We start from the raw sequence: 21,498 nt of genomic DNA on the forward strand, positions 1-21,498 counted from the left end.
CCTATTGCGCTTTGCAAACTATCTATTCGTTAACCTTCGATCAGCTTCTTGTATGCATCCATTTGGCGCTGCAATTCTGCAAGCACCTTGTCGTAGCCAGCTGTTTTCAGCTTGCTGCGGAATTGCTCTACGGCTTGAGCCGGGTCTCCTGCTTTACCATACGTAATCGCAGGCCCCATCTCGCCCGATACCTGTGTAATCGCCGTTAATTCAGCTTCTACCGGCGTTTTATCAAATACAAATTGGCCGTAAGGGTAAGGTTTTTTGATTTTGTCATATTCCGCGTACAATGTTTCTTCGAGCTGATCCCAAGTTGTTACGCTCGGAATTTCGAATTTGTCGACACGTCCACCCCAGAAATCCGAATAGAAGGAATCCTTAGCCTCGTTGTAGGCTGCTGGCTGCTGGCGTTTGCCGTCTTTCACTTCGTATTGAACGCCTTCCAAACCGTAGTTGATCAAATGATAAATTTGCTCGTCATTGCGAATTAAATCATAAGCCATGAGAGCGCGCTCAGGGTTTTTGCTGTGCGCTCCAAGCGATGTTCCTCCGTGCGTGATGGAGAGCTCCGTCAAGTTATTGCCGCCTGTACGAGCAAATGGGAACATTTGCAGCTCAGAACCTGGTTGATCCTTATCCATATTAACGCGCAGCCCGCCAAACGTTTGTGTATGATGCTGATCTAGTCCCGACAATCCAGCGCGCAGTGCGGAGCGGTTGTCGTTTTTGTTGTTCAGCACATCCTCGCGCCAGTAGCCTTTATCTGCCCATTCCTTCATTAACGTTGCGAAATTAAGAAATGTGTCTTCGAATACAGGGCTCACTACCGTATACTTCTCTTCAAATGATTTGGTCGTGTACACTGGCAAATAGCCCGTTGAAATTGGTAGCTCTAATTGGTCCGTGTAGGACGCTGCATACCCGCCAAATGTGCTTGTTGCTGCAACAGCATCCCAAGGAATAACGCCTTCTTTGTTATCTTTAATATATTGCAGGTATTTACCAATGCCTTCCCAATCTTTAATTGGATCCGTTATGCCCGCTTCCTTCGCCCAATCTCCACGATAGAAGAAGCCATGGTTAACCCACTGTGTGTAATCATTTTCTGGAATCAAAACGATATTTCCTTTATATTTGCTCTCCGACCAGTCCTCTTCAGGAATTGAATTCCAGGTTTGCGGCGCATATTGCGGCAATAAATCATTCAAATTCATAAACGCGCCACGCTGTGCATTGCCCCATGTATCAAGCCAGTCCGTACCAATCGTAATCAAATCCACCGCTTCGCCGGATGCCAGCAGCAGATTATATTTCGTCTGCCAATCTGCCCACTCGACCCATTTCCACTCCAGCTCGGCGTTGATTTTTTCCTTCATCAGTTTATTAACCTCAGCCAGTACCTTCTCGAACTGACCGTTTTTCGGCTTATCGCCAAGTACGACATAGCTGATTTTTACGAATTTGGACGTATCTGCTGCTTTATTGCCATCTTCCGTGTTCGTGCTCCCCTTATTGCCGCTTTCCGTGTTTGTACTCCCTTTATTGCCGTTTTCCTTTTTATCTCCGTTGCTGCCGGAACAGGCCGCAAGGCTGATGATCATCATTACAGCGATTAGCAGAGCGGAAATCTTCTTGAAGTTCGACATCTCACTTCTCCCCTTTGTTTTCATGATTCGGGCTTCGCCCTTTATGTGAAGAGACCCTTGCAGGCCTGCGGCACATCAGCCTTTTACAGCACCTACTGTAATTCCCTTAATGAAATACCGTTGCACGAATGGGTAGAACAAAATGACAGGGCCCGTCGCAACCACCGCGGTAGCCATCTTCATCGATTCCAGCGGCATATCACGAAGCTGCACATTAGATGCAGCGGATGAATTGCGGATAAAGTCAGCGCTGGTTACGACATTGTACAAAAACAGCTGAAGCGGCCTGTACTTCATATCCGCCGAAAGGAACAGCATTGAGTTGTACCACTCATTCCAGTAGCCAAGGGCGATAAACAGCCCGATGGTTGCTAACGCCGGCGTGGTCATTGGCAAAATCAGCTTTAGAAAAATGGTAAAGTCGCCTGCTCCATCGATCTTCGCTGATTCGGTAATGGCATGCGGGATTGAACGAACGAAGCTTTTCATCATGATGATGAGAAATGGACTAAGCAGTCCCGGAAGAAGAATAGCAAGATAATTGTCCTTCAGCGTCAAATATTGCGTCATCAGCAAGTAAAAGGGCACAAGGCCGCCGGAGAACAGCGTCGTGAAATAAATGAAAAACGAAATGCCATTTCGATAGCCGAAGTCAGGGCGCTGAAGCGCATAACCCGTCATCGCCACGAGAAAGAGACCAAAGACCGTTCCAACAATGGTGATTCCCATCGTGACAAGGTAAGAGCCAATAATGAGATCGGGGTTTTCAAACACGATTTTGTAGGCAAAGGTGCTAAAATCGCGCGGCCACAAGTTGAAGCCGTACTTTTTAATCGTGCCTTCTGCTGTCAGTGAGGTGCCAAGCACGAGCAAGAAGGGCAACAAACAGCATATCGAAAAACATGTAATGAAAAGATAACCAAAACCTTTGACGATGATGCCACTTATGTCTGTCCGAATGCTGCGTGATTCATCCCTATTTTCCATATGTGACACCTCCTAAAATAACGAGTTTTCAGGCGAAGCCTTCTTCACAAGCCAGTTGGCTGTTAAGACGACTACAAAACCGAACAAGGATTGATATAAGCTTACTGCGCTGCCAAGCGAGAAGTTGAAGTTTGTCATCAGGGCACGGAATACGTAAGTCTCGATAATATCCGTTGTTGGATATAGGGCTGTGTTGTTTGCGCCTACTAAGTTGAAAAACAAACCGAAGTTGCCTTTAAGAATGCCGCCGAGCGAGAACAGCATCAAGATGATGAAGGTTGGCTTTAACCAAGGAAGCACGATGTAAATAATGCGTTGGAAGGCGTTGGCGCCGTCAATCTCGGATGCCTCGATAATTTCATTGTCCAGCCCCATGATGGCTGCAAAATAAATAATCGAGCCGTATCCAGTGGACTGCCATAGGTAGGTGAGTACGATGATAAACGGCCATATTTTCGGATCAGAATAGGTTTTGACAGGCTCCATGCCTAACGATTCCAGCAAGCTGTTCAATAAGCCGTAGTCATAGCTCAAGATGTTGTAGGCGATAAGCCCGATTAGAACGGCAGATATAAAATGAGGTAAAAACATAAGCGTTTGCGTGATCTTCTTGAACCATTTGCGCCGAATCTCATTCAATAGAATAGCTACAAAAATTTGCATGACATTTCCCAGCACGATAAATACCAAATTGTAAGCTACCGTATTAAATGAGAGCCGCCATAGATCACCATTCATGACGAGAAAGCGAAAGTTGTCAAATGCAACAAACGGGCTTTTGAATATGCCATCGGAGTAGTTGTAGTTAATAAAAGCTAGATACAAGCCGGGCATCGGCAAGTAAGCGAATATAAGAAAGAAAGCGATGGCCGGCAAACACATGATTAATAACGTTTTGTTGTTCCAAAATCGCCTAAGCTTGCCGCTGCTCATTCGCTTCTGCTTCCTTTGGGGAGCCCGCTCGACTATGGTCGTTTCCATCCTTCTTCCCCCTTGTCGTAAATGCTAGACGGATATGAATTGAATTGCTTCCAAACGCCCTTGCTTCTCTTGATCAACCGCTTCCAGCAGTATCGTTAAGCTTCCTTCTCCACCTTCATACCAAGCTCCCGGCAAGTAAAAGGAATCCGGGCTTCCGCCTGACATGACCGGCCTGCTCGTTTGGCTTGGCAGCCATAGTCGTCCAACGATTCTTCCTTCCAGAAACACTGTCAGTTTAAGGCTAGTGCCGGAAACCTTCGCTCTCCAGCCTTTGCCTGCTTCCGAATTTCCGGTAGTCGCATACAGCCATGCGGTTTCTCCTGGCTCCAATGAGATGGGGAATTCGGTTGTTCCGCTTTGCGGCCGCAAGCTTTCCGCATGCTCCAGAAGTTCTTCCTCCTCTGCCGCATAAACTGTAAAGTTGTCCGCCTCTTGGCCTTCATACAAGTAAACCTGCCCGGATGGTAAACCGAGCACTCTCTCAACGAATACAGTAAGCTCTACGGATTGCCCTGCCGTCACATGCTCAGAGATATTAAAGTGTGGATCAAACGGATGCACCTCGCCTATTTCCTTTCCATTTACAAAGAGCCTAGCAAGCGATTGAATGCCTTGGAAATGCAGCGTCCACGAGTCTGCCGCTTCCGATGCATGGAATGTTTTACGGTAATATTCGAAAGCCGGATGATCAGGAGACATCCAGCCTCCAAAATTAACAATCGGCCACATGCTGCTATCGGGCGGCTCGATCAGCTCCTTGCGCAAAATCCGATCCGCAGCCCGGTAAACACTCCAGTTACGGCTAAGGTCTCTAACCTCTGTAATGGCTGAAAGTCCTTTAATCCCCTTCATCGCATGCAATCGAAGTCCGGGAAGCCTAGCATCGTCAAAGTTCGAATGTCCCCATATCTCCACTCTGGCAAGCAGCTTTCCATCTTGCAGACCATTATCTAGATGAAGGTAAGAGCTGCCTCCGCCAGACACTGCCGTTCCCGCGTATTCTCCTCCTGCATAAAGCGACACAACATCACTGCCTGAGCGAATGAGAATACCTTTTACCGCTTTGTCTTCAGGCAGTCGAACCGTCGCTTCATACCAAGCATACCCTCGGTAAATTTCATGCTGTTCCAAGTAATTTGCTTCTCTTGAAGCGGATGGGCCTCTCTTATCCTTTTTAATCATAGGTGATGCCGCATCAAAATGATTTAGGCGCCACTCAGCAGCTGCCAATTCAGTGCGATCCGAGTAATGGAGGGGCTGGCCATGATTAATGGTGTCGTCAGCATCGTTTAACCCTACGGAATAAAGCGCTTTCATTCTGTCGGTAATAAATAGCTTCAACGTATGTCCATCCGAAGTAATAATCGAACATACGCTATCTTCTTTACCTTCAAAGGCGATCCTGACCTTGCTTCCCTCTATCGTTTCCACAGTTGCATTCAGAGCTTTCATATCCACCAGCGCTGCATCTAGCAGCAATACAATTTCGCCATAACCTTCTGTATGAAATGCAAGACTTGCACCTGTATCATTTGTTTTTGCCATATATAGCTCAGCTGTCGAGTTCTCTAGTAATCCTTCGACACCCCAATGCTGTAAAGGAACTTGAGAAGGCAGCGCTAGTGACCTGCCCGATTTGAGCTTAAAGCTGCTCGCAGCTTTTGTATTCGTATCATTCTCCATCACGATGGCTAGTTCTTTATCTTGATTATCTAAATTCGTAACAAATAGGAGATTTCCGCCGCCCTTTAACTGCAGGGCATAAGGGCCAACAACTCTATCGCTTTGTCCAATCAGCTTCCAATCCGTGCTTAAGCCTTGGCTTGCAGCCTCAGCGAGCGGAGTGCCGTAAGCTGCAATCATCCGTCCAAGCAGCCTGCCCTCATACGCTTCCTCGCGGATATGCCCTTCAGGAGAAATCATTCCGCCAAAATCATAGTCCGACGTCATAAACGCTAACGGCTTACCCCAGTTGTTCGTCGCATTCGTGAAGCCAAAATCCGTTCCCGATACCTGCAAATACGGACCGAGCAGCTTGGCGCCGCAGGAGAGCAATCTACGTAGGAGGTAATGTGCCCGGTTCGTCTCCGTTACGAGCAGCGGATAACCTAATTTAGCTAAGGTTCCACTGTAGTGAAGCACCTTGTCTTCAAATTCGGCCTCTCGATTATCCGGATAGAAATTACAGGTCGGCACCACATCCTCTGCGAGTCCCGATGCTTGCAGCAAGCCGCCCTGACCGGCACAAGCGAACAGCGGTACGGTTATTCCGTGATCAAGCACCATATCGCGCAGTGCACTAATATATCCTTTGGGGTCATGACAATCATAGAAATCGAGCTCATTATCCAGTTGAACACCGATTACCGTTCCGCCCTCACCTGCTTGGTTCTGCTTTAGCAAAGGCAGGATGTGATCAAACCATTTGGAAACATAGCCGAGGAATTCAGCATCGTTATCGCGAAGCTTCAGTCCCTTCGTAAGCAGATAAGCCGGAAGCGCTCCGCCATCCCACTCCGAGCAAATGTAGGGACCAGGTCTTGCGACGACGTATAGCCCTACTTCGGCAGCCGTTGTTAGGAATGCGGCAATGTCACGCTCTCCGCTGAAATCCCATTCTCCTTCAGCTGTTTCATGATAGTTCCATGGAAAATACACATCGATGCTGTTATACCCAAATGCCTTCAACTGCTCCATCCTCTCCTTCCAAAGCGCGCTTGGAATACGGAAGTAAAACAGCGAAGCACATAGCAAAATATGAGGGGTTTCCTGAATCTTCACGGCATCCGCATCAAATCGCACGGCTGCTTTCGCTCCAATGTCCATGACCATGTCAAAACCTCCAACGAATTAGACTAAAAACCCGAAATGTGTAACCCGTTTCATGTAACCCGTTACATTTTTAGATAAAAATAAATACACGTCATGACCGGGATAAACAGAACGCAATTCTGTACGGTTCGCTGATGTGTATTTATGTGCTAGCTTCTGGAAAGAAGCGATCTCGCTGTAAATGTAACGGGTTACATTATTGTAGGTGACACCTTGTTATCTTTTCACATTTTGATTGTATTCAACATTGTAAGCGTTGTCAATAATTATTTAAAAACGCAATTTCAAGCATTATTTTGCTTTGAAGGTGGAGCTGTAGACTCTCTTACAACGAGCTCCGGCCTTAATTTGGTGCTCTTATTAACTTTATTTTTCGTAATCATTTGGTGGAGCAGTTCCGCTGCGTTCCGGCCTACCTCATAACATTTTAGAGAAATCGTCGTTAATTCTGGAATGCTGTTCGAGGCATAAGGAATATCGTCAAACCCAATCAGCGATAGGTCCTGCGGCACGCGTAGCCCTGCTTTGTGAGCAACTTTCATAACGCCGATAGCCACTAAATCGTTCGCGCAAAATATAGCGGTTGGACGCTCGGGCAGCTCCAGTAGTTGATGCATTAGCTTCTTACCCGCTTCAACGGAAAAACCGCCATCGCGTATCCATTCCTTGCGAGTTTGGACTCCGTTTTTCTCCATCGTTTTCACAAAACCGCGAGTACGCTGAATCGTATTGGACATGTTTTTGTACCCGCCTACAAATGCAATATCCGTGTGCCCTAAGTCAATCAAATGCTGTGTCGCAAGCTCTGCGCCCTCCAGCTCATCGGCATATACACGAGTCATCCCTTCACCGGGGAGATTGCCGTTAATGAGCAGCAGCGGCACGCGTTTACTAGCTTCAACCACTTCGCTTACAAGATCTTTGCTTGGCTTAGCAAGGTTAATTCGCCCGCCTATCATCACAATGCCGTCTACTTGCTTCTCCATCAGAATACTCAAATATTGCGACTCTCGCACATATTGATCTGCTGAATCTCCGTTCGTTGATACCGTATCGCATAGAAAAAAAGTGTAGCCTTTGCTTCGCGCTTCTTGATCCAAACCTGACAAAACCTCTGGAAAAAAAGGGTTCGTAATATCTGGCAAAATAACGCCTATCATTCCCGTTTCCTTCTTAAACAGGCTTCTTGCAATGGCATTCGGCTGAAACTGATGTTTCGCAATTAACTCCATAACTCGCTCTCTGGTTGACTTTTTTACCGGAGCCGTATTATTAATGACGCGCGACACAGTGGCTACTGAGACGTTCGCTTCCCTAGCAATATCATATACAGTAACCGGCTTGATAGCAGCTCACTCCTCAGTCCAAAGTTCTATTCTTCAGTAGAATAACAGACTTTTGTTTAAATAGAAACGAACATTTCCTATTATTTACAACGAAAGCCAAGAGGAACTAGAGCGCTTTCCCCTAGACTCCGCCTGGCTTGTGCTGCCTATTTATTCACTTTTCTCCGAGTTAAGCTCGGTAAGCTGTCTTCGTGTTCCCCATCTCATGTCTCCGCTTTATCCATACGCTCACGCCAGCTGCTGCCATAATCATCCCCGTGGCGACAAAGATCCAGTGGATGCCTAAGGCTAGGCCTAACAAACCTCCGATGAGCGGACCAAGCATCGCACCGAACTGATTCGCACTTGTCGTTAACCCAAATGATCTGCCTCTAAACTGCTCATCTGTGCTTTGGACAACCAGCGTATTGACGATAGGCGCTATGCCAGCCATAAACAAACCAAATATGAATTGCACGATAGCGAAAAGCCATAATTGTTGGACAAAAAACTGCATGCTAATGATTGATCCCGCGCAGAGCAGGCATACGACGAGAATCCGGTAGAAGCCCTTCTTTTCACCAAGCCTTCCCCAAACTGGCGATGCCAAAATGCCTGCTATTCCGATAAGCGAGAGCACAAAACCAGCTGACAGCTCCGCTCCTTGCAGCCCCCCTTGCAGCTTGGCAATATGAAGGGTAATTAGCGGCTGTATCATATTAATCGATAGCTGAACGATAACGAGCAGCAGCAGCATACTCATGAGTGCACGATTGCGAAAAGCCATCCGATAAGTGATTGGCTTTTCTTTTTTCTTTACGGTCGCTGCCCCTTCAGATGTGTCCGCTTTGCCTTCCCTCACCCATACAATAACCGCCACTGTCGCAGCTAAAATAATAAACGCAGCGACAACAAAGGATCTGCGAAGTCCAAATGCTTCAGCCAACAGCCCGCCGAATAATGGTCCGAGAATACCGCCAGTCATCGTACCCGCTTGCATCATGCCAAGGCTCCAGCCAAGCTTCTCCTTCGGTGCAACTGATGCTACGATCGACATGGATGCTGGAACAAATCCACCCACAAAGCCATGCAGCATTCTCACGCCGACGAGCTGCCATGGCGTTTGCACAAAAGCGATCAGCGCGTAAATAATAGCTAAGCTGAGTCCTGCTCGGATGACCATTTTTCGCTTCCCATACTTGTCTGCAAGCATCCCCCATAAGGGAGCCATCACTGCTCCGACGAGGAAAGCTGAGGAATGCACAATTCCAGCCCATAGGTTGACGGAGCTTTCCGGCACCCCCAAATCGAACAGAAATAGCGGCAGGAACGGTACGGACATCGTATAGCTTGAGCTGCAAAAAAGAACGCCGAACCATAAAATCCACATGGTACGCTTCCATGGTTCCATACTCGGCAACCTCCAGTCTGCCTTGCTTTGCAATTTCCGTGTCATTTACACTATTAACCACTATACGCCTCCTTTACCATTTGTTCAAAAACCACTATAAGGTGCAAAAACAAGAAAACCCGAGACAAACCACGTCAAATGATGGTTAACGAGGTTATTTGCGCTTAGAGGGGCAGTCTGGAAAATGGCATCTTAATACCTAGAGAGCGACCTGCTTTTCTAGCTGGCACCATTTTATCCCCAAAAAACAGAAGGGGCTGTCCCAAAAGTTAGAACCTATGCGTGCTTACAGCTCCATTTCCACCTCGAACAAACGCCGCCGCAACTCTGTAAGCGCATATTTGTTCTTACAGACAACAAACCTAGCCTTTTCTCTTGCTGTAAGAACCTATGCGTGCTTTCTGCTCCATTTCCCACCTCGAACAAACGCTGCCGCAACTCTGTAAGCACATATTTGTTCTTACAGACAACAAACCTAGCCTTTTCTCTCGCTGTAAGAACCTATGCGTGCTTACAGTTCCATTTCCACCTTGAACAAATGCCGCCGCAACTCTGTAAGCGCATATTTGTTCTTACAGACAACAAACCTAGCCTTTTCTCTCGCTGTAAGAACCTATGCGTGCTTACAGTTCCATTTCCACCTTGAACAAATGCCGCCGCAACTCTGTAAGCGCATATTTGTTCTTACAGACAACAAACCTAGCCTTTTCTCTCGCTGTAAGAACCTATGCGTGCTTACTGCTCCATTTCCACCTCGAACAAACGCCGCTGCTGCTCTGTAAGCACATATTTGTTCTTACAGAAAACAAACCTAGCCTTTTCTCTCGCTGTAAGAACCTATGCGTGCTTACTGCTCCATTTCCACCTCGAACAAACGCCGCTGCTGCTCTGTAAGCACATATTTGTTCTTACAGAAAACAAACCTAGCCTTTTCTCTCGTCTTAAGAACCTATGTGTGCTTACTGCTCCATTTCCCATTTATTTAAGCAAACATAAATAGACCAAAATAGAAAAATGGCGGCACTGGAATTAGTTCCTGTGCCGCCATTTTTTCAATATTCTTATGATTTTTAATTAAATTGAAGTATCTCTTCAGCGAGTTTAACTCTTTTTGGACACCCTCTTGCTGCTACTTAACCGACGCCGCTAAAATATCGCCATAAGCCCAGTGCTTGCTAGTAACATCCTTCCACGGGGATGAGGTTACGCCGACTAGATTGCCTCTGCCGAGTACTTTGTTGATCATGCTGACTGCTTCAGCACGTGTCAGCGCGTTATTAGGCTTAAAGCTTCCATCCGCATAGCCATTAGTGATTCCAGCAGCTTGCACATTTAGAATAGCTGCTTTTGCCCAATGGTCCGAAATATCCGTAAAGCCCGCTCCCGTTTTGGAAGCATCCCCAATTAGCGATGACACCAGCTTAGCCATTTCAGCGCGTGTCATTGCTTTTTCAGCACCAAACGTTCCATCTTCATACCCTTGCATTAAGCCCATTTTTGTTACTTTGGAAATCGCATCCTTCGCCCAATTGCCTGCGAGAACATCATGATAAGAAATGTCCGCCGCAGTTGCTTTCTGCTTAACGATTCTTGAGAGAATAACCGCCATCTCAGCACGGGTAATCTTGTTTTCTGGCCTAAATGTACCATCCTCATAACCATTCATATAAGCGGCATCCAAGCTAGAATCGGCTAAGCCCTCCACATGGACGAGTGAAAAAAGACTGAATTTATCGACTGTGAATTGAAGGCCCATCTCGCCCTTGTCATTAAACGGTACGATAATGCCCTTCATCAGCTGCTTCGTTCCGTCGCTGTGCTCGATATATACAGCCAGGTCCTCCCTGTCTGCTTCGCTCAGCTTCACATCCTTCAAAGGCAAAATGAGGGTTACATTGCCTTTTGGCATATTCGTTTCAATGCTCATCGGACGGCCTATTATAGATGCATCTATATTTCCTGCAACGATCCTTAACATCGCTTCTTTATTCGCTCGACCCGCAATTTCCTGCTTCTTTGCTTCCTCCTTAACCGGTGTAAAACGAATGAACAGATCCTCCAGTGATGACTGAAGCAAGCCGCTAGCCACCATTATCTTAACGTTTTCTGTCGATATACCTAAATCAATTTTTGCATCTGCGAACACTTTATTTGCTTCCTTCGGCAGAGTGACAGAAGTTAGTGTTACTTCATCCTTCGTATCAGGAATCGTGATATTAACCAATTTGTGTCCTGCTGCTGTGACGCTGTTTACAGCTTTTTGCGCTTGATCAACAGTAATCGGCACATCATCCGTTTTCTTGCCATCCGCTTGTGTCGTACGCGTGATTACAACATTAGCGGCATTTTCAACTTCAATCGTGATGAGCTCCTTAGCTGGAGCACTCGTGGTTATAGGTGCCGATGTTGGTGTTACCGACGGTGTTGCCGACGGCGTCGGCGCTATTGTTTCTTCCGGTGTTGCTGTTGGCGTTGCTGACGGTGATGCTGTTGCCGTTGGCGTCGCAGATGGCGCTGTTGTTGGCGTTGCAGATGGCAACGTCGCCGCATTCACCTCAAACTTCACACCATCCACCAACATATATTCGCCGGATTTTTTAACCGCCTTAATCGTATGAACGCCATTTGCTAGCCCAGATATGCTATATACCGCTTGCTGGGTCAGTCTGCTCGCATGATGCGCGCTTACTGTTTCCTTAAATACATCGTCAACGTAAATGTCTATGTCGCCTTGAGAAGCTGACTTCGGCGCAATTAATGTTATGCCGGTTCCGGTGAATGAATATTCAACATAATCGCCATCCGTCTCCGTAGCGTGCAGGTCATTTTGATAATCGCCTTTATAGGAAATGGCTAAGCTCAACGCTCCATCCGGCTGTGCGGCAAGATATTCTTTTTTAACTGTAATCACACTACCCGATATCGTGTAATCACTGCCCGCTGCAAGCGTTGCAGCACCATTCGCAATACCGAGTAGATTACTGCCATCAATGCTAAGCGTTGTCGTTACATCGGCTTGTGCTGTCTTGTCAAAGCTTGCAGCATCCGGACTAATCATATCTGCAATTCTAAACTGTAATTGGTCTAACAGCATATAATACCCGGATTTCTTAACGACCTTAATCTTATGTGTTCCTTCAGACAATCCCTCAATACTATAAACCGTCTGCCTAATTTGCCGGCTAGTATTGTACGTGCTGATCGTTTGCTTAAACACGTCATCCACATAAACTTCGATATCCCCTTGCGAGGAATCTTTCTCCGTTACGATCTCAATGCCTGTTCCCTCAAACCCATATTCAAAATAATCGTTGTTCGCCTCCGTGTAATGGACATCATCCTTGTAATCGCCTAATCCACGATTTCTGCCATGCTGCCATGCACCCTTATAAGAGATTCCGCTATCATCATTATTAATAGATACATAGCGGCCTCTAGACGTATCGCTTACTGCGATAGCCAGTATTTGCGCAGCTCCACCGCTAAAAGACAACGTCAGATTGGTCATTCCATTTGGCTTAGCCGCAAGGAATTCCTTCTTAATCGTAAGCTGGTCGCCTGACAACTGATAATCGACGCCTGCCTGCAAAGCCGCCGCACCATCAGCAATACCGCTCAAGCTGTTTCCGTTAAAGGTAAGCTTCGTCCAAATATCTGCTTGTGCATTCGCTCTTTTGTCGAAGCTTAATGCGCTTGGAACCATTGTGCTGTTCTGTCCTGTCGTATCGCTTACTGAGATGGACAAAGTCTGTGCCATTCCGTGATCAAAGCTAAAGCTTAGACTCACCATGCCGAGCGGCAATGACGCCAGATACGCTTTATTAATCGTGACTGTATCGTCCAAAACGATATAATCGGTGCCTGCCGCCAACGTCGTTGTACCATTCGAAATACCGACAAGCGTATTTCCATTCAGCCTTAACGTTGTTGCGATATCTGCCTGCATATCTGCCTTCTTATTGAAACTGGCTGTGACTGGGTTAATTGTGCTGTTAGCAGCAGATGAATCACTTACAGCAATCGCCAGCGTCTGCGTCGCTCCGCCATCAAAGGTAAAGATCAAGCTCACAGTCCCAAGTGGCTGTGCCGCCAAATATTCCTTTTTAAGCGTCACCACATTGCCATCAACCGTATAATCCGTGCCCGCTATCAAGGCTCCCGTACCGCCTGCAATACTGCTAAGGCTGCTTCCATCGACTGTTGTCGAAAGAGTAAAATCAGCCTGCTGCCCATCAGCCTTATCAAACATTCCACTGCTCGCGCTAATTAAATCCGGTACACTAATTCTCAGCTTATCGAGGAGCAGGAAGTAACCAGACTTCTTCACTGCTTTAAGCGTATGGGTTCCGTTAGTGAGTCCTGTTATGTTGAATACTGGCTGCTGTGCCAGCCTTCCGATGTTATAGGTGCTGATCGTTCGCTGGAATACGTTGTCCACATAGATGTCTATTTCACCTTGTGAAGGGTCCAGCTCGGTAATGAATTCAATGCCCGTTCCCGTAAACGTATACTCAAAATAATCGTTGTTGTTCGCCTCCGCATAATGCACATCATCCATATAATCGCCAAGTCCGCGGTTATAGCTGCGGTTCCAGCCGCCTGTATAGATAATAGACGGATGATCATCATTGATGGAAATTGACCCGCCTACAGAGGTATCCCTTACGACTAAGGAAACATGCTGCTCCGCTCCTGCACTGAATGAAAAGGATAACGCTGTCGTTCCAGTAGGAAGCCCCGCTAAATACTCCTTCTTAATCGTCAGCTGGCTTCCTGATACGGTGTAGTCCGTGCCAATTGCCAAAGGGGTTCCTTCATGCGCAGCGCCCGTTAATTCATTGCCGTTTAACGAGGTCGTCAGCGTAATATCAGCTTGAGTGGACAGCTTCTTATCAAAACTCACTGTTGCAGGGGTAACCCTGCTATCCCTTATCGTCGTATCGGTTACGGTTATAGTAAAGGTTTGTGATGCCCCGCCGCTAAACGCAAACGTTAAATTCGTGATGCCTGCCTGTCTTGCTGCTAGGTACTCTTTTTTAATCGTAACGGTATCACCTGATACGCTGTAATCCGTACCAGATACCAGTACCGTTCCATTGTTAGTGATACTATTCAGTGTATTTCCATTCAGCGTCATTACCGTCGTAGCATCAGCCTGCTCCGAAGCCTTCTTATTAAAGCTTGCCGCAGATGGGCTAATACTGCTGTTTTGCGCTGTGTTATCCCTTACATCAATAATGAGATTTTGCTTGTCTCCGACTAGCTCCTGCCCGCCGCCACGAACCCAGTGGCCCGAATATTTCATTCCGGTATCGTCGTCATTAGCAGCTGCTGTTCCATCCTGTGCCACTACTTTGAACAACCTCGAAGCATGCGAGGCCAAATTTTCATCACTGTATCCAGTCGCAAATAAGCCCAAATCCTCATGGCTCCACAGATCACGGACAGTGGCTGGACCGGTGATGCCAATATCACTCCAATTCACGTTCACCGTCGCAGCAGAATTGCCGAGATTAAAGAGTCCCACCGTATAGCTTCCATCACCATTATTCGCATACCACACCTGCTGCTCCGTCGCTGTCGATACAGGATGCCCCGGCCTGCCAGCCTGATTGACCGCGATTACTTCTTCATTCGTCAACAGCTCGATGCCGTAATCGTCCAAATTTGTCATGTCATTGCCGATGTATAATTGCGCCGATGAAATCGCCCAGAACGACATTGCCGTCATCCGCTCGTCCTTCGTGATGCCGTCCATTGTTCCGTTTCCGATATTCAATGAATCAAAATCATTCCAGCCGCCTGGACCTGCATGACGCCAGAACTGCTCTGCTTTCGGGAATAATCTAGCGATATTAGGCCAAGCCGTTAAACCTCCGTTGCCGCAGTAGCATTCGATGTCCCAGTCCACACGCCATCCGTTTGCATACTGCTTCCAGTAATCGATATATTTGATATCAAGCGCCCAGGAAAGCTCCAGCCAAATTTGGTGGGGGGCCAGCGCCTGCGACCAAGCCTTTACATCGTCACGCGCATCCAGCGAAAGGTCAGAAATGCCTGAGCCTGGCGTCACGCTGTCAAATTTCAAAAAGTCGATGCCCCATTCTCCATAAAGGTCGGCAATTGAATTTATGTAGCTCTGCGCACATGGCTGGCTGAAATCAATTTTGTAGCCAAGCCCCCAATAATCCGACTCCTGAATCGGCTGAGCCGCGATGTCCTTCATTGAGCAGCCGGGAGCGCCATAGATCGGCAGATCCTGATCATACGCTTGCGGCGATAAACCTGGAATGCCATACAAGCCGATCTTTTGCCCATTCGCATGGACGTAATCAATCACCTCTTGAAAGCCATTTGGATATAAAGTTGTACTCGGGATTGGCCGCCCATACTCGTCCATTCCGCCATTCCATGCCGCATCGATATTAATATACTCGTAGCCATATGGTTGAAGCTTCTCATGCATGGCATCCGATTGCGCTTTAATATTGTCTGCGTTAATCCACTGCCCATTGCCCGTATAAACCTGCAAGCTGTAGCTGCTCCAGCCCATATATGGCTTCGCAGCTAATCCATTATTCGCCGCCTCCGCAACATTTGTTTTTGGTATCACGATTCCCAGCTGCGCTGTAATCATCACAACGATTAGCAGCCACAAACGTGATTTCTTCATTATTTGCGTCATTATTTAGCTCCTTTGTTTATGAAATAGGATCAGGCTTTCATCTCGCAATAAAGAACCTGATCCTTTGAAATCACTATTATTTAAATGATTGGTCGTACGCTTTTTGCAAAATTTCGAGATAACGATCGATCTTCAGATCCTTGAGTCCCTTCACGTAACCGTCCCAATCTTTCTCAAGCGATTTGTTTCCGGTAATGAATTGAAGCGCATTTTGCTCAATAAACGACTTAATGTTTGTTTGCAAAATGCTTGCCTCATCGATTTCCGCTGAATCAATCCAAATTGCCCACAATGGGAAAAGCTCCTTCGGCTCGTGGCCTTGGTACAGAAGCGTCGCTTGGTACAATCTGCGCTCATAGTTGGCGGAATCATAAATATCCGTACCTTGAACCCAGCTGTCTCGGTATTCTCTAGGCATGTAGAAGTGAGCCGTTCCGCTCCAGCCTGCATTACGAGGGGCTTCACCTTCAACCGCAGGAATCGTTGCTACCTTCGGTGTAACGCCTTCTCCAAGCGCTACCTCGCCTTCCTTCGGCTTTCTCCAGTCGATGCCTTCCATGCCGGAAGCGCCGTTCGTTTGTCCTTCTTCTGTAAACATGTAATCAACCAATTTAATAAGCGCAATTTTTTGTTCTTCAGATGCTTTATTTGTGATTACAAATTTTGCTCCCGGCGCAACGCCGCCGCCATCATGAGTCGCGAACGAGCCATGTGGTCCTGTAAGCGGAGGTACGGGGTTGTAATCAGCTGAGTTTTTATTGCCTACATCGATATTTACGAAGATAGCAGGATGCATGCCGGCGCCAGCGCCCAAAATTTGAGCATCGCCATTTTCGCCAATCTTTTTGAAGGCTTCCGCGTTTTGTGCAAAGGCACCCGGATCAATTAAACCTTCATCGTATAACGATTTAATGTACGTTAAGCCTTCTCTCCATTCCGGCTTAAGCGCAGCCGACTCTACTTTGCCATTGGTTAGATTCAAGTAATTGCGGTCATCGTCATAAACAAAACCATTCATGAGGAATGGAATGACGCGTACGCCAAAGTCCTCGATTGAACCGCTAAGCGGCACTTCATCGGCAATGCCATTGCCGTTTGGATCTTGTGTTTTGAACGCTTTCAATACAGCCTTAAACTCTTCAGGCGTTTTGGGCATTTCCAGCTGCAATTTATCCAGCCACTTCGTATTCAACCACATTTTGTTCGGATACGAGCAGTGGAAGCACTGGCTGTAAGCGACAAGTCCGTAAATATTGCCATCGGGTGCCGTGTTGAACGCTCTTAAGTCAGAGTTATTTTCCATAGCTGCTTTGATGTTCGGCGCATATTGCTCGATCAGATCGTTCAGAGGCACCAACACCCCTTGTTTTCCATACTTCACTACATCAGCCTGCGTGAATTGATCAATATAACCAGGAAGCATATACGCATCCGGATAATCTCCGCTTGCTAATGAGATTTGACGTTTTTCCTTCGCGCCATCCGGTGGAGTCGTTTCAAATTTAAGTTTTATGTTGAATTTCTCTTCTACAAATTTGGTGAATTTATTCGTAGCCATATCGATATTCGGCTCTTGTACCGCAAATATCGTAATTTCAACCGGTGCGGTTGCTCCCGTCTCTTCCGATTGTGCCTTTGGCGTATTTGTTGCCTTATTCGTGTTGGAGGTTCCTTTATTATCCGAGCACGCGGCAAGCACCAAGCTGATCATCAGCATGATTGCGAGCAAACTTACGAGTCTCTTTTTCAAATGTATCGCTCCCTTTTTCGATTTGTGCCATACTTTTGTATTGCAATTACACTACAAATGAACCACCTCCTCTCATGCAAACCAGCGCAGTTACTAACTCTTTCCGGTTAGCCTTTGACTGAGCCAACAAGCATCCCTTGTACGAAATAACGCTGTACGAAAGGATAAATAATAAGAACCGGCAGCGTAGCGACTACGATCAGCGAATATTTAAGCAGCTCTGACAGCTGCTGCCTTTCCACTTGCTTCAAGGCATCCGTTACGCTTGCGCTGTTGTTCATAATGATGATGCTCCGCAGAACGAGCTGAAGCGGAAACAGCTTCGCTGATTTGAGGTAGATCAAGGCATCGAAGTAGGCATTCCACTGACCTACGCCGTACATTAGGAAAAGCACCGCAAGAATGGGCTTGGATAACGGAATAACCACGCTTCGCATAAATCGGATGTCGCTGCAGCCATCAATCTCGCTTGCTTCAAACAATTCATCTGGAATGGACGACTGGAAGAAGGAGCGTGCAATAATGACCTGCCATACCCAAACCGCATTCGGAATGAGCAGCGCCCACCGCGAATCGATCATGCCAAACTCCTTCACGACCATGTACGTCGGAATCAAACCGCCGCTGAAGAGCATGGTGAACGTAATGAGCATCATAATGACGCTGCGGCCAAAAAAGGATTTGCGCGACATCGGATACGCAATCATGACCGTAAGCGCTACGCTGATCAACGTTCCTGCTGCGGTATAGAATAGCGAGTTCCCGTACCCTCTCATAATTTCCGGCGTATCGAACAGAACCTTAAAGCCCTTAAAGGAAATATCAACGGGCCACAGCCAGACACGGCCGGAAGTAACGGCTGCCGGGCTGCTGATCGAGCTGCTGATAATATAAATGAGCGGATAAATAACCGCGATCAACACAACCGCCAATATGGCATAAATAATGAACAAAAAAATCTTATCGCCTGTTGAATCCTTAATCGTTTGTCTGATTGGTGCCTGCGATGCTATCTTCGTTGATGCCATAGGCGCACTCCCCTTTTACCAAATGCTTGATTTCATAAACCGTTTGGCCAAACCGTTAACCGTGAACAGCAGCAAGAGATTGATGAATGAATTAAATAAGCCTACCGCTGTAGCGAAGCTGTAATTGGCATTTAAGAGCCCAATTTTGTACACGTATGTGGCGATTATTTCGGAATTAACGATATTGAGCTGATTTTGCAGCAAATAGATTTTCTCGAAGCCAATCGCCATTACGCTTCCTACATTTAAAATGAGGATGATCGTAATCGTCGGCAAAATGCCCGGCAAATCTACGTGGACGATTTTCTGAAATCGCGATGCGCCATCCACTTTGGCAGCCTCATAAAGCGTAGGGTCGATGCCCGCAAGCGCCGCCAAATAAATGACCGCGGAATAACCAGCCGTCTGCCAAATATCCGACCAAACAAAGATCGATCGGAACATGCTGGCTTCACCAAGGAAGTTGACCGATTCCATTCCGAAGTAGTTCAAAGCCACATTCACAAAGCCAAGCCGCGGCGCCAGAAACATCATAATGATCGATACCATAACGACTGTAGATATAAAATAAGGAGCGAAGGTGACCAGCTGTACAAGCCGTTTGAAACGGCCATTTCGCACTTCATTAAGCATCAATGCCAAAATAATTGGAATCGGAAACCCCGCGAGCAATAAATAACCGCTGACGTATATGGTGTTCTTGACCAGCGTCCAGAACATCGGATTTTCAAAGAAAAGCCTAAAGTTTTTGAGCCCGACCCATTCGCTGCCCCAAATGCCTTTGATAACGTTGTAATCCTTAAAGGCAAGCACCGCATTCAGCATCGGGTAATATTTAAAAATAAGAAAAAACAATACAGGCGGTATAATGATAAGGTACAGCTGCCAATGCTTCTTGAAGCTTCTGCTCGCTTCATCTGCAAGGCTGCGCTTGCTCTTTTGCTTCAGCAGCTTGTTATTCAATACAATCTCTTTTTCCAGAACAATCCCCCCTAGGTAGCTAATGGCCGATGAAATGACAGCGCTTTCTATACGATGATCATAGTAGAAATCTACATTAGCCAAACAGGTACATTTGCGTCTTTTAACGTACAATAACCCCTGTTTTCAGGGGGCAAATCGCCGCAGCGGCGTACAATTTTCAGGATTGCTGCTTATAAACGCCAAAAAAACCCGACTGCCCCAAGCAGTCGGGTTCTTGCTTATGCATTTCTAGTGCATAGGTTTGTTTTGGTCATATGCTTTTTGCATGATTTCAATAAAACGATCAACCTGCATATTCTCCAGTCCGCTTACGTAAGTATCCCAATCCCTATCCAAATCCAAGTTGCCGGTAATAAATTGAAGCATGCTTTGATCGATGTAATTCATCAAATTTGTGCTCAGCATTCCCACTTCATCCGCTTGTGCCGAATCAAGCCAAATGTTCCACACCGGAAACATTTCGTCAGGCTCATGTCCTTCATACAGCAGAGTCGCTTCAATAAGCCTTCGCTCATAGCCGTCGGGCGCGTATATGTCTTTGCTTGCGACCCAGCTGTCTCGATAATCTCTTGGCATATAGAAATGCGCCATCCCGCTCCAGCCAGTGTTCTTTTGCTCAGTGCTTTCGATGGGGATCAGCGTTGCAAATTTGGGCTCCAGCCCTTCACCAAGCGCCGCCTCACCAGCCACCGGCTTTCGCCAGCCTATGCCTTCAAGACCCGATTGCGCTAGAGTTTGTCCTTCCGGCGTGTACATGTAGTCAACCATTCGAATTAAGGCAATTTGCGCTTCTTTGCTCGCCTTATTCGTAATGACAAATTTAGCACCCGGTGATATGCCGCCGCTGGCAAAGGTAGCATAGGAAGCATACGGCCCCGCAAGCGGCGGCAGCGGTGCATAATCCTTCGTTCGCTCACTCACGAAGATAGCAGGATGCATGGCTGCAGCAGCGCCGAGAATGTCAGCATTTGCATTGTCTCCAGCTTTTTTTAGCGCCTCGGCATTTTGAATAAAGGCTCCCGGATCAATTAAGCCCTCGTCATAAAGTGATTTAATATAGGCAATCCCTTCCTTCCATTGCGGCTTATTGGCCGCTGTATCCACCTTCCCATTATTCATATATAAATAATTGCGGTCGTCATCATAAATGAAGCCATTCATCAAATAAGGAACAATATGAACGCCAAAATCTTCCGTCGAGCCGCTCAGCGGAACTTCATCCATAAAACCATTTCCGTTCGGGTCGTTTTGCTTGAACGCTCTCAGCATCTCTTTGAATTCCGCTGTCGTTTTGGGCATATCAAGCCCTAACCGTTGAAGCCACTTCGTGTTTACCCACAATTTGTTTGGATAGGAGCAGTGGAAGCATTCACTATAAGCAACAAGCCCATAAATATTGCCATCAGGGGCTGTATTCAAAGCTTTAAGCTTCGGATCTTTCTCCATCGCAGCTTTAATGTTCGGCGCATATTGCTCTATGAGCTCATTTAACGGCAGAAATACGCTTTGCTTGCCATACTTCAACAAGTCGGATTGTGTGAACTGGTCAATGTAGGCCGTTAAAATATAAGCATCAGGAAAATCGCCGCTTGCAAGTGAAATTTGCCGCTTCTCTTTTGCGCCGTCCATCGAAATAATGTCCCAATTAAATTTGACATTAAATTCATGTTCAAGCAGCCTCGTAAAATCATTTGTTTTCAAATCGATGCTGGTATCCTGCTGGGCGAACACATTAATCTCGACCGGCTTGTCTATGGAAGCAAGCGAGGCTGCATCCGTATGAGCTGGCTCATTGCTCTGCGAGCATGCGGCAAGCAGTAAAACGACAAGAAATATAAGCGCAGATAGGCCTGCAATTCTTTTCTTCAC

General features: G+C 46.8%; 11 protein-coding genes. All 11 read right to left on the reverse strand.

Annotation, left to right across the window (positions count from 1 at the left end):
* Nucleotides 1–29 precede the first annotated feature (29 nt).
* The 11 genes from AC0VYE_RS30620 to AC0VYE_RS30670 all read right to left on the reverse strand — a co-directional run bounded on the left by AC0VYE_RS30620 (nt 30) and on the right by AC0VYE_RS30670 (nt 21,498).
* A complete protein-coding gene (locus AC0VYE_RS30620) occupies nt 30–1,646 on the reverse strand; it encodes an ABC transporter substrate-binding protein (protein ID WP_475444546.1) in 1,617 nt (538 codons plus the stop codon).
* 75 nt (nt 1,647–1,721) lie between these two features.
* Nucleotides 1,722–2,633 (reverse strand): carbohydrate ABC transporter permease, encoded by a 912-nt coding sequence (locus AC0VYE_RS30625; protein ID WP_076270355.1) that lies wholly within the window; start codon nt 2,631–2,633, stop codon nt 1,722–1,724.
* A 12-nt stretch (nt 2,634–2,645) separates the two neighbouring features.
* Nucleotides 2,646–3,566: an ABC transporter permease gene (locus AC0VYE_RS30630; protein ID WP_076270425.1), complete on the reverse strand. Its 921-nt coding sequence runs from the start codon at nt 3,564–3,566 to the stop codon at nt 2,646–2,648.
* Nucleotides 3,567–3,638: 72 nt separating this feature from the next.
* Complete coding sequence (locus AC0VYE_RS30635) at nt 3,639–6,446, reverse strand: beta-galactosidase (protein ID WP_475444548.1); 2,808 nt, start codon at nt 6,444–6,446, stop codon at nt 3,639–3,641.
* Between the two features lie 284 nt (nt 6,447–6,730).
* Entirely contained in the window at nt 6,731–7,792 is a 1,062-nt protein-coding gene (locus tag AC0VYE_RS30640) for a LacI family DNA-binding transcriptional regulator (protein WP_475449782.1), read from the reverse strand.
* 169 nt (nt 7,793–7,961) lie between these two features.
* The gene (locus AC0VYE_RS30645) at nt 7,962–9,182 is read right to left on the reverse strand and encodes an MFS transporter (RefSeq protein WP_475444550.1); all 1,221 of its coding nucleotides are present in this window, start codon (nt 9,180–9,182) and stop codon (nt 7,962–7,964) included.
* Nucleotides 9,183–10,311: 1,129 nt separating this feature from the next.
* Nucleotides 10,312–15,867, reverse strand: coding sequence for a X2-like carbohydrate binding domain-containing protein (locus AC0VYE_RS30650; RefSeq protein WP_475444552.1), 5,556 nt, complete (start codon nt 15,865–15,867; stop codon nt 10,312–10,314).
* Between the two features lie 76 nt (nt 15,868–15,943).
* Nucleotides 15,944–17,617, reverse strand: a complete 1,674-nt coding sequence (locus AC0VYE_RS30655) for an extracellular solute-binding protein (RefSeq protein ID WP_475444554.1) — start codon at nt 17,615–17,617, stop codon at nt 15,944–15,946.
* Nucleotides 17,618–17,724: 107 nt separating this feature from the next.
* A complete protein-coding gene (locus tag AC0VYE_RS30660) occupies nt 17,725–18,645 on the reverse strand; it encodes a carbohydrate ABC transporter permease (protein ID WP_441913403.1) in 921 nt (306 codons plus the stop codon).
* A 15-nt stretch (nt 18,646–18,660) separates the two neighbouring features.
* The gene (locus AC0VYE_RS30665) at nt 18,661–19,515 is read right to left on the reverse strand and encodes an ABC transporter permease (protein ID WP_441962810.1); all 855 of its coding nucleotides are present in this window, start codon (nt 19,513–19,515) and stop codon (nt 18,661–18,663) included.
* Nucleotides 19,516–19,857: 342 nt separating this feature from the next.
* A complete protein-coding gene (locus tag AC0VYE_RS30670) occupies nt 19,858–21,498 on the reverse strand; it encodes a type 2 periplasmic-binding domain-containing protein (RefSeq protein WP_475444557.1) in 1,641 nt (546 codons plus the stop codon).

Source organism: Pristimantibacillus sp. Z349TD_6, from assembly GCF_056173205.1.